This window comes from Sphingobacteriaceae bacterium, from assembly GCA_002319075.1.
In the GTDB taxonomy this organism is placed as follows: domain Bacteria; phylum Bacteroidota; class Bacteroidia; order B-17B0; family Aurantibacillaceae; genus Aurantibacillus.
The window spans coordinates 5,275,862-5,287,948 of sequence record NVQB01000001.1 but is presented as its reverse complement, the minus strand read 5'-3'; the positions used below and the strand labels follow the sequence as shown (position 1 = coordinate 5,287,948).

The window sequence follows — 12,087 nt, the reverse complement described above, 5'->3', positions numbered from 1 at the left end:
GATGATAAAAATGAGAACCATACTGGCCAGCGCTTATGCAGTAAATCCTTACAAAGGTTCGGAAGATGGCATGGGCTGGAATTTCGTCTACCAGATAGCCAGGTTTAGCAAAGTAATTGCGGTAACACGCGAGAATAATCGGCCCGCGATTGAGAAATATATGGCTGAGCATCCGGATGAGTTATACAGCAATATGCGTTTTATTTATTTCGATCTGCCTTACTGGATGCGCTTTTGGAAGAAAGGCAGCCGGGGTGCTATGCTCTATTATACCCTGTGGCAAAAGGGTTTACCGGGGTTTGTAAAAGCGCAGAATTTACAGTTCGACATTGTTCATAATCTTAATTTTCATAACGACTGGACTCCAAGCTACCTCTGGAAGCTTGACAAGCCATTCGTGTGGGGACCTGTGGGCCACCATCCCTTAATTCCTAAACAATACCTTGCTTCATATAAAAAAAGTTACTGGGTAAAAGACCGTCTAACCTGGCTGGTAAAAAAACTATTCTGGAAATTTTCTCCCGCGCTTAATACCACCATTCATAAAGCAGATCACATTTTGTGTATGAATAAATCGGTGCCTGAACACTTAAATCTGAAAGGTAAAAAGTACAGCGTTATTCCTTCTGTAGCAACACAGGACGTAGGCTTCTCTATAGATTTTGCACCGGATAAATTTACACTTATTACTGCCGGAAGATTGGTGCCCCTGAAAGGATTTGACCTCTCGATTCTTGCATTTTCAAAGTTCATTGCATCGGTTGATGAAGAAAACAAAGAGAAATGTAAGCTCATTATTGTAGGCAGCGGTCCTGAATTACCTTTCTATGAAAATTTAGTCATCGAAAATAAAATCGAAAAGCAAGTGCAGTTTATCGAGTGGATAGAGCGTGACAACCTTCTTGAGTTATTTAAATCGTCGTCGGCCTTTTTGTTTCCTTCGCACGAAGGGGCGGGAATGGTAGTTGCAGAAGCACTTTCAGTGGGACTACCGGTAATATGCCTGGATAATTGTGGTCCCGGTGAATTCATTGATCACGAGTGTGGCTTCGCCATTAAAGAAGATGGCTATGCGCAAACGGTAACGCACCTTGCAAAAGCTATAGCGGGTCTTTTTAACAACAAACAAAATCTTTTGAGAATGAGTATTTGCGCACGTCAGCATTTTGAAACGCATTTTGATTGGAACGTCCGTGGTCAACAATTATATAACGTTTATAAAAACTTGGTAGCATGAAAATATACGCCTTTCACCTCTTAAACGATTATAGCGGCAGTCCAAAAGTTCTGAAGCAACTCGTAAACATCTGGATCAAAAATAATAAGCAAGTAACCATTGTTACCTCCGGAGGCCGCAAAGGATTTCTTAGCGATATTAAAGGCGCTAACTACTCCTTTTTTTGGTACAAGCTCGCACCTAATCCTTTAATCCGTCTATTTAATTTAATGCTAAGCCAGCTGCTGCTGCTTTTAAAATTACTTTTTGTCGTAAAAAAAGAAGACATCATTTACGTTAATACAGTGCTTCCTTTTGGCGCAGCAGTATTAGGAAAAATAAAAGGGTGCAGGGTTATTTATCACATCCATGAAACATCTATGAAGCCGGCTATTTTTAAACGGTTTTTATTTGCGATCGTAAAATGGACCGCCAGCGAACTTGTGTTTGTTTCGCATTATCTTAAAAAAGATCTTCAGCTTGATACTGTAAAATCAAGGGTTATCTACAACGCCATTGAGGACGACTTTCTGGAAATTGCCAACCGAAGAAACCAACCGAAAGAGCTGAATAAAAATGTGCTTATGATCTGCTCGCTAAAAGAATACAAAGGAGTCTTTGAATTTGTACGCCTGGCTCAACACCTCTCTGATTGCAATTTCAGGTTAGTAGTAAATGCTGCTCAGCAGGAAATCGATAATTTCTTTTTAAATACAGTACTTCCACGCAATCTCGAGATCTATCCAACGCATGCTGATACTCATCCCTTTTACCGCTGGGCAAACGTGATCCTTAATTTATCAAAGCCACAGGGCTGGATAGAAACGTTCGGACTTACCATCATAGAAGGGATGGCTTACGGTTTGCCAGCCATTGTTCCAACGGTGGGAGGTATTACAGAACTTGTCTCTGAAGGTGAGAATGGTTTTAAAGTGAATTCAAATGATCTCAATGACTTGTGTGCTAAACTCAAACGACTTCTGGAAGATCAGTCACTCTACTCAAAAATGCGCACACAAGCCTTAATACAGATAACTAAGTTTAATGAACAGAATTTTTCTGAGGCGAGTATGAGTCTTCTGGCAGAAGAGAAAGTAAAGGTCTTAAAATCGGAAAAAATTCCTGTTTTTGGAATAAAAATTTAGCTACTAGTTCTATAAGCCTTTATTACCAGGCATTTAAGCCCTGGCACGGTATTGGGCTACCCTTATCTATCATTCGTAAAAAACTCTATCATGACGCGTTCAAATAAAAAAGTAGCAATTATAGGCACCGTTGGACTCCCTGCAAAATACGGCGGTTTTGAAACGCTGGCAGATCATCTTGTACGCAATCTCGGTGAAAAGTATGACTTTACTGTATATTGTACCAAGAAAAAATATGCAGTAGGAGAGCGACAAAAAAAATATCTTTCTGCAAAGCTTAAATTTTTACCTTTTGATGCCAACGGCATTCAAAGTATTTTTTACGATACCATTTCTATTGTACATGCTTTATTTTATGCCGATGTACTCCTGGTTTTAGGAGTGGCAGGTGCATGGATCCTCCCGTTTGTAAGACTTTTCACCCGTAAAAAAATTATCATATCTATCGACGGGATAGAATGGAAAAGAGAAAAATGGAGCTTACCGGCAAAACTTTATCTGTGGTGGGCTGAAAAAATTGCTGTTAAGTTTTCTCATATCGACATTTCCGATAATGAGTCCATTCAAGACTACACGGCACTGCGCTATGGCAGTTTAAGCCGCATCATTGAGTATGGCGCTGACCACACGGCAGTTGTCGAAAATACAGAACAAGACTACGAAGACTATCCCTTTATAAAACTTTTGTATGCAGTAAAAGTTTGCCGCATTGAGCCGGAAAACAATGTACACATGGTACTGGAAGCTTTTACAGAAATAAAAAACAGAACCTTGGTTATTATTGGCAACTGGAACACCAGCAACTACGGAAGAGAGTTAAGAGAGCGCTATAAAAATTACGCCAATATTATTTTACTTGATCCCATATACAATCAGCGGGTCATCGATATGCTCCGTGCGAATGCCACCGTTTATATTCACGGACATTCGGCAGGCGGTACCAATCCTTCTCTTGTGGAAGCCATGTACCTGGGTTTACCGGTAATTGCCTTTCATGTATCCTACAATAAAACAACTACCGAAAATAAGGCTATGTATTTTTCTAACTCCTCTGATCTTCGCGAAATTATTCTTGCTACTTCCTTAGACCGTTATAAACATTACGCCAACGTTATGAAAGAAATAGCTACACGCCGTTATAACTGGAAATTAATAGCCCAAAAATACGATCTCCTGATTACCGAAGCTTTAACGTCTGGCAAAAAGATCTCTGTGCATGCAACCCTAAGCAACATGCAGGACAAAGATCTGTTAAAGCATAACCTTGGTCATTTAAAACACCAACATCTTTTTTTTGAAAAACCTTAATACACTTAGTATGATACATTTTATAGAAATAGGAATCGTTGGCCTGGTAAGTTTTATCTTGACACACTTTGCCATACCTGCACTCAAAAAGATAGCGCTGCGCGTCAATCTCCTTGATAATCCGGGCAAACGAAAAGTGCACGCAAGTGCTGTACCTCTTATAGGAGGCATCTCTATCGCTTTTTCCGTTTTCCTGAGCCTTCTGCTGAGTCCTCTTTTTATGCAACAACTAATTTTACAAAGAGTTATGATTGGTGCTGCTTTTTTATTGCTCGTAATTGGTGTGTTAGACGACAAGTTTGATATGAAGGCAAAATATAAACTGGCAATACAAATGGCCTGCGCTTTTGCCATTGTTAGCTCAGGTACACGTATCACCTCCCTTTATGGAATTTTAGGCATTCACGAAATTTCTCTGCAATGGCAATATCTTCTAACCATCGTTGTTATTGTGGGAACAGTAAATGCCTTTAATTTGATGGATGGGGTGGATGGTTTGGCAGCAGGTTTATCCATCCTGGGCTTTTCTATTCTGGCGGTGCTGTCTTTTTTATACGGAGATATAGGGAAAGCCACTGTTTTTGTTGCTTTTATCGGAGCCTTGGTAGCGTTTTTAAAAGCTAACTTAAATGCAGATAAAATATTTATGGGAGATGCCGGCTCGCTTATGTTAGGATTTATCATGACTGTTTCAGGAATTCAGATACTGGAGTTTAGCCAGTCTTCCTCTGTTGTAAACCCCACCCTCGTGCTGTTTTTAGTTGCAGGTTTTTTTTGCGTACCAGTCCTCGATTCCTTACGTGTTTATCTGGGCAGGATGCGAAAAGGAAATTCGCCCTTTGCCGCGGATAAAAGTCACCTCCATCACCTGGTATTGCTCTTGGGCCTCACACATAAAAAAATCACCTTGCTCATTAACTTATTTATTGTTTTTCTTGTTACAGGAGCTGCAATTTTAGCTGTGTTTTTTTCTGAAACACTTATTTTTATTTTCATCCTCTTCACGTTTTATTTTATAACCAAGCTCCTAACTATGAACAAAAGTCTTACCGACTGGAAGTCAAAGCTCACAAGGCTTGAGAAAGATTAGAAAATCGTGTGATTGTTTTTAATCTTTTCCAAAAAATGGAAATTTTTAGTTATGTTTTAAGAGCCAAAGTACCATCTACTTAGCGTAAAAAGTGTATTTTTTTTCCTTCTTTTCCTTTAATAAGAAATAAAATAGTGTAACTTTAGTTAATAGGGATGTCTTAAAAAGCTTCCTTTTCTCTCCTTTCCCAAAGCATTAACCTATTAACGCAAAAGTATGGCAACCCAATCAGAAGACTATCGTAAATTACTACTCGAACTGGAGGACTATGCGATTCTTTTACTTGATAAAAATGGAACGGTTAAAGAATGGAATCTCGGGGCGCAAAAGCTAAAGGGATATTCGGCAGAAGAAATTATTGGTAAAAGTTTTAAACTGTTTTATTGCGATGAAGATCGCGCCAATAGGCTCCCGGAAAAACTCCTGGAACGTGCAAAAAGTGAGGGCAAAGCAAGTGACGAAGGATGGCGCGTCAAAAAAGACGGCTCAATGTTTTGGGGAAGTATCCTTATTACAGCGTCACACGATGACAAGAGAAATGTGACTGGCTTTCTAAAAATTACCAGAGATCTTACCGACAAGAAAATAAAAGAGCACTATATTCAAAAACAAAACGAACTTCTTGAAAAAGAAATAAGACAAAAAACAGAAGTCTTAGAAGCCAGTGAAATTAAATATAGAAAAACGCTCGACAACATGCTGGAAGGCGTGCACATTATTGATTTTAACTGGATTTACACCTATGTGAACGATACGGTAGTAAAACGAAGGAACTCTTCACGCGAAGAACTGATTGGAAAAACACTGTTCGAAGAATATCCTGGTATCGAAAAACTAGACCTGTTTAAGGTACTTGAGCGCTGTATGGTAGAGCGCACACCTGAACGACTCAAAACAGAATTTGTAGTGCCAGATGGAACCAGATCTTATTTTGAATTAAGTATTCAGCCAGTACCCGAAGGCATTTTTATTTTATCTGTAGACATTACCAAGCGTAAAGCTGCCGAAGAAAAAATAAAAGAAACGGAGTTAAAGTATAAGACGGTTTTAGAAACCATGCACGAATCTCTGCTCATTGAAGATCAGGAGGGTAAATTGATATTTGCCAATGAAGAATTCACTAAAATGTTTGGCTTCAGCGCCCAGGAGTTTGATAAACTAAATCTGAAAGATTATACCGCTGAAGAATCTTATGCCGAAATATGGGAAAGGCATAACAAACGCCTCAGTGGTCAAACTGTAGAAAATGAATTCACGTACAAGGGCAGGCGTAAAGATGGTACGGAGATCTGGATCGAAGCCCGTGTATCAGCCTTAATAGAAAACGAAAAAGTTATTGGAACCTTATCGCTTGAAAGAGATATCACCGATCGTGTGCAAGCGAAGGAAAAATTAAAAAGAAAGACAAGGTTACTTAGTTTTTTGAGTGCTATCAATCAAAGTATAGTACACGAGAAAGAGGAACAAAAACTTTTCGATCGCGTGTGCAACATTGCGCAGGAAATTGGAAAATTTAAATCGGCATTCATCGCTGTATTGGTAGATGGTGAGAGGCTGGAGTTTAAGAGTTTAAAAGCTGAACAGGAAGTTGCCAAAAAGATTTCGAAGATTTTTACATTGGGTATGAACAGTGTTCTGCTAAAGAATTCACCCAGCGCTCAGGCCCTATCTACAGGAAAATGCGTCGTTAATAACGACTTGTTAAATGACCCTGCTTTAGAGGCTTTTAAGGAACAGTTTGCGCTCCAAAGCATTCGATCAAGTATCTCATTGCCACTTTGCTTATTTGGCAACGTTATCGGGATAATTGGTTTTCATGCCGATGTTAAAGATTTTTTTGATGATGAAGAAATTTCACTTCTTGAGGAAGCTGCAAGCGAAATTTCTTTTTTCCTGGAGAATTTTGAAAAGGAAAAAAAACACAAACTGGCGGAAGAATTAGTTATTAATAGCGAGAAACGCTATCGGGAAACGCTCGATAATATGCTGGAAGGTGCACAAATCATTGGTTACGATTGGCGTTACCTGTATGTAAACAGTGCTTTGACAAATTATTCGAATTATCCGGGTGATAAAATGATTGGTCACCAGATGATGGAACTCTACCCGGGTATCGACAAGTCACCTTTATTTACAGCGCTAAAAAGGTGTATGGAAAAACGTATAACAATCCAGATGGAGAATGAGTTTGTGTATCCCAATGGAACAAAACGGGATTTTGAACTTAGCATACAGCCGGTCCCGGAAGGTATTTTTGTGCTTTCGGTAGATATTACCGACCGTAAAAAAGCATTAGAAAAAGTGGCGAAGAAAACCAGGTTGTATTCTTTCCTGAGTTCTATTAATCAAAGTATTGTGCATATTAAAAGCGAGAATGAACTTTTAGAGAGCGTAGTAGAAATCGCCAGGGAAATAGGTGAATTTAAATCTGCTTATGCTGGCATACTTAACCCCGATGGAAAATTAGAAATAAGGAGTATACACGCAGAGGCTCCGGTAGCTGAAATTATTCGAAAAATTTCAGGAATGGATCTCAACGATCCTCTTATGAAGAACATTGCCTGGGTCAGTGCCCTTAAGTCGGGAAAATATACTTTTAATAACGACATGCAAAATGATCCTGCATTAGCGCATTTAAAAGAAATATTTGTGCAGTACGGTGTTCAATCGAGCATCAGCTTGCCGCTCACAATGTTCGGACAAGTGATCGGTCTCCTGGCCTTCCATTCATCTTCAAAAGACTTTTTTGACGACGATGAAATTGCCCTTCTGGTGGAAGCCGCCAGTGACATTTCGTTTGCATTGGAGAATTACGAGAAAACAAAGAGGCATGAACAAACGGAGTTGCTTGTTGAGCAAAACGAAAAAAGATTCCGTGGCCTAATTGAAAAAAGTTCCGACATGATTACCCTGACAAATAAGGAAGGGAAAATTTCATACGCTAGTCCTTCTCTCAGCCAAACATTCGGGGTTAGCTCCGAAGAAATTATTGGCCAGAGTGCTATGTCCTTTTTCCATCCCGAAGATGCTCCTCAATTGATAGAGAAAAGAAATTCAATTCTTCAAAAACCAGGCGCCCATTATGATTTTACACTCCGTTTAAAACATAAAAATGGCAGTTGGATCTGGTGCGAAGGCACTGTGATCAATTATTTATACGATCCTGCCATTGAAGGACTTGTTACAAATTTCAGAGACATAACACAAAGAAGGCAACTTGAGTTGCAAAGAGAGTTTGATAAAAATAATCTGCATGCTTTAATCAACAATACCAAAGATCTAATGTGGAGTGTCGATCGGTTTTTTCAATTGATCACTTCCAACAAACCCTTTGATGAGTTAATTCAGGCCACTATAAAACGCCCGCTTGCAAAAGGCGAGAAGCTGATAACCGAGGAGTTTGGAAACGAGACGGTGAATTTCTTTAAAAAGTACTATGAGCGGGCTTTCCAGGGAGAAGCATTTACAGAGATCACCAGGAGTGAAAGCTCAAAAGATTTCTGGTCAGAAGTTTCGTTTTACCCGATAAAAAAAGAGAATGAAATTATAGGAACAGCTTGTTTTTCAAGAGACATCTCCGAAAGCATACGAAGTGCGGCAGAAAAACAAGCATTTATTAATCAGCTAACCCAGAATAACAAAGATCTGCGTCAGTTTGCATATATCACTTCTCATAATTTACGCGGTCCGGTAGCCAATCTTTTAGGGCTTACAAATTTGCTCGAAAACTATGATTTGCATGATCCTGATTTAAATAAAATTTTGAAAGGCATTAAAACGTCCAGCTTGCTTTTTGACGAAACTATAAGAGATCTGGCAACAATCTTAACTATTAAAGATAACCCCTCCACTAAAGTAGAAAACATAAAATTTGCAGATGTTTTTGAAAAAGTAAAACTGCTCTATGACAACTCACTTAAAGAAAGCGGCTCGCAAGTAGTCTGCGATTTCACCGCTGCTTCGCAGGTAGAGTTTAATAAGTCTTACCTCGAAAGTGTGTTTACAAATCTGTTAAGCAATGCAATAAAATACAGAGATTTTCAAAGATTTTTAAAAATAGAGGTAAGCACCCGGGTCGAAAACGAACAGATCATTCTGAGCTTTGCCGACAATGGCATCGGTTTCGATTCGGAAGCTCAGCGGGATAAAATTTTCCAGCTCTACCAGCGTTTCCACATGCATAAGGAAGGTAAAGGACTGGGACTTTTTATTATCAAATCTCAGATTGAAGCCCTGGGTGGAACCATTCACGTCGTTAGTGCTCCTGATAAAGGAACCGTTTTTACAATAAAATTTAGTAGAACGGAGTAATAGTTGGAAATATAATACGCTTCTTGTTTATGGGTGATGGCAAACAATTTAGTTATAGCACTGTTTCCATTTGTAACAGGGTTTCTTAAAAGTTGAGTTTATAGCAGGGCAAAGAAAATATCCGGTCAACTTTCAGCATCAGGCTAATTGCGCTAGCAGCATATACGCCCCAGCCCCGGCAAGATAACCCAGCAAGGCAAGCAAACTTATTTTTTTGAGGTACCAGAAAAAACTTATCTTCTCAATACCCATTGCTGCTACACCTGCTGCTGAGCCTATAATTAACGCACTACCGCCGGTTCCGGTGCAATAGGCCAGAAGCTCCCAGAAATAATGATCTGTGGGATAATCGCCCAGCGAATACATGCCTTGCACTGCAGCAACTAAAGGAACATTATCTATAATGGCGGAAATCATACCCAGGCTTAAACCGATTAAATTCTCATTTCCAAGGGTTGTGGTCATCCAGTTGGCAAAACCGGTGAGAATGCCTGCTGCTTGAAGTGCCGCTATGCTCACCAGTATGCCAAAAAAGAAAAGCACGCTGGGTGTATCTATTTTTCGTAACGCATAAACTACAGAAAGAATATGTTTGTCTTCATCATCCTTGCCTCCATGAAGAATTTCTGTAATGATCCAAAGTACGCCAAGGCCCAGAAGAATGCCCATATAGGGCGGCAAATGCGTAAGTGTTTTAAACACCGGAACTAAAATAAGAATGATAACCCCGGTAAAAAATACAATGGATTGCTGCTTTGCGGTTAATTTCTCTGTGTCATTTTTCTCCGCTAAAGCTGGACGTTCTACATTTCCCTTTAATTTAAAAGAAAGGAATAGTAAGGGGGTTACAAGGCAGATTAAACTGGGTAAAAATAATTTTGCAATAATATTTTGGGTCGTGATCTGGCCTCCGATCCAAAGCATAGTGGTAGTTACATCGCCAATCGGTGACCAGGCTCCTCCTGCATTCGCTGCAATAACAACCATACCTGCAAATAACATGCGGTCTTCGTCGTTTTTAATTAATTTGCGGAGAAGAGAAACTACAACAATCGTGGTGGTAAGATTGTCGAGTATAGAAGATAGAAAAAAGGCAAGCAGGCAAATGATCCACAAGAGTTTTACTTTATGTTTTTGAGTAATACGGTTGGTGATAATATCGAAGCCATCGTGAGCATCAATCAATTCAACAATTGCCATAGCTCCCAATAAGAAAAACAGAATTCCTGAAAGGTCGCCAAGATGAAGTGTTAGAACTTCATTTACCGCGTGTTTATCTGGTGTGTAAAGAATGTAAACAGTCCAGCAAAGTACCCCTGTTACAAGGGCACTTGCCGCCTTATTGATATTAAGTTTTTGTTCAAGGGCTATAAACAGGTAACCAATGATAAAAACTAGGAGCAAAAGTGGTGTCATTATTTATAAAGTAAATGCAAAAACGGCAAAAGGTTAAATTACAAAACAATTAATATACCTGATAATAAATTGTGTATGTCAGCGCTTATTTAGACGTAGTTGCGGTTTTTGGAGCTTATTTTGCTGCGTACTTATATTAGCCACCACTTTAAACAATAAGCCTAAAGGTCATAAACTGGTATGTTAGAGCCAGACTGAAAAATGCCCGTTTTGAAAATGCTGTTTAGCTGATGATCGCGCTTTTCATAAACGAGTTGGGGTTTTAAAGCGCTCAAAATGATTTTGTTTTTAGAAGATTTTTCGTGCCCGCAGTGCGTAAAGTTTACGTTATTAATTTTCCCAGTTAATGTTAATCCAGCACTATAAATTTCTGTTATAACTAACTTTATAAATGAACCTGCATTTTGTAATTATGAACTACGACGAAGACATTGATACGAAGAAAGAAGTGATACAATTGCTATTTGCCCTTGCATCCATTGTGGTACTTTTTATAGTATGGACAGTAATAACTTAATAGCGATCTGCAATAAAAATAAATGATATTTTACCAACGCATCTAAAAACAACTAGTATGTCAAAAGAAAAAGAATTACTTAAACAGATTCTTTCAAATACAAAAAGAATTATGGCGCATTTGAAGATTGAAAGTAATAAACCAGCCAAATTAAAAACAGCTAAAAAAGCAGGACCGGCTAAAAAGTCTTCGGTCAAAAAGACTCTGAACCGCACAAAGAACGCTTAAGAATAGAAGCATTGGGTAATAACTTATTTATACAGATGGAGTAGGGGTAAGTAGTTTGTTTATTAGCAGCGACTGAAGACTTTTCGCTTGGGTTATGTAGTCATTTGATATTTTTTTAAGCAGTTTAACTTCACTTGCCGGTAGTTTAACAGCTTTAAGATCTTTCTTAATATCAGCGGCCATAACATGACAGTCATGCCATTCGCCCAGCATTTGCGAGATTTTTTTATCGCCGGCATTAACAGATAGTATATCTCCTGATGCCTCGTGGATATATAGTTCCTTTTTCAATTGTTTTCGTAATTCGTGAAGTTCTTCCGAAGAAACCTTTGCCTTTTTTAGAATTTCTTGTTTCCTGTCATCACCCTCTTTTTCAAAAGCTTTGATTTGTTTCTTCCCAACTTGCTTAATTTGTTGTTTAAGTAAAGCTAAATGAGGTTTGGCATCCTTTATCACTTGCAATTCTTTTTTAAAGTTTTTCTTCTCGTAGTGGATGCGCAAATTGAGGTAATATAGATAGTTAGAGAGTTTATTATCTATGTTTTTTTTCTGAATAGCCTGCGCTCTTAATTGCACTTCCCGAAGTGCCCCAGCCATGGCAAACAGGCCTTTTATTAACCTTAAGCTTTTAGAAGATTTGTTTCCCGTTTTGCTGGTACGCAATGAAACCAATGCTCTGATTTTTTTGATATGAACCCTTAGACGGTGAATGTCGTCTGGTGATAATTTTTTTGACGGCAGTATCAGAACGCTATGCACTTTAGCTGCGCTTATGTCAAAATACTCTTTAACTGACTTTTTTACATCCATACTCAAAAGTATTAAAATTTAATGCCAGTGGTCATTTAGTGAGAGT

General features: G+C 38.8%; 7 protein-coding genes. 5 read left to right on the top strand and 2 right to left on the bottom strand.

Annotated features, from left to right (window positions below):
- Window position 1 precedes the first annotated feature (1 nt).
- From CNR22_22875 to CNR22_22855, 5 genes are all read left to right on the top strand, one after another.
- Complete coding sequence (locus tag CNR22_22875) at window positions 2-1,237, top strand: hypothetical protein (GenBank protein PBQ34501.1); 1,236 nt, start codon at window positions 2-4, stop codon at window positions 1,235-1,237.
- Window positions 1,234-2,361 carry a group 1 glycosyl transferase gene (locus CNR22_22870; protein ID PBQ34500.1) on the top strand — a complete coding sequence of 376 codons (1,128 nt, stop codon included), beginning with the start codon at window positions 1,234-1,236 and terminating at the stop codon, window positions 2,359-2,361. Before CNR22_22875 ends, CNR22_22870 begins: the two co-directional genes overlap by 4 nt.
- A 90-nt stretch (window positions 2,362-2,451) precedes the next feature.
- Window positions 2,452-3,669 carry a glycosyl transferase gene (locus tag CNR22_22865; GenBank protein ID PBQ34499.1) on the top strand — a complete coding sequence of 406 codons (1,218 nt, stop codon included), beginning with the start codon at window positions 2,452-2,454 and terminating at the stop codon, window positions 3,667-3,669.
- Window positions 3,656-4,759 (top strand): hypothetical protein, encoded by a 1,104-nt coding sequence (locus CNR22_22860; protein ID PBQ34498.1) that lies wholly within the window; start codon window positions 3,656-3,658, stop codon window positions 4,757-4,759. The genes CNR22_22865 and CNR22_22860 overlap by 14 nt, the downstream gene beginning before the upstream one ends.
- A 216-nt stretch (window positions 4,760-4,975) precedes the next feature.
- Window positions 4,976-9,070 carry a hypothetical protein gene (locus CNR22_22855; GenBank protein PBQ34497.1) on the top strand — a complete coding sequence of 1,365 codons (4,095 nt, stop codon included), beginning with the start codon at window positions 4,976-4,978 and terminating at the stop codon, window positions 9,068-9,070.
- 138 nt (window positions 9,071-9,208) lie between these two features.
- On the opposite strand, the gene CNR22_22850 is transcribed toward CNR22_22855, so the two are convergent.
- Both CNR22_22850 and CNR22_22845 read right to left on the bottom strand, forming a co-directional pair.
- Window positions 9,209-10,486, bottom strand: a complete 1,278-nt coding sequence (locus CNR22_22850) for a sodium:proton antiporter (GenBank protein ID PBQ34496.1) — start codon at window positions 10,484-10,486, stop codon at window positions 9,209-9,211.
- Window positions 10,487-11,258: 772 nt separating this feature from the next.
- A complete protein-coding gene (locus CNR22_22845; protein PBQ34495.1) occupies window positions 11,259-12,041 on the bottom strand; it encodes a hypothetical protein in 783 nt (260 codons plus the stop codon).
- Window positions 12,042-12,087 lie beyond the last annotated feature (46 nt).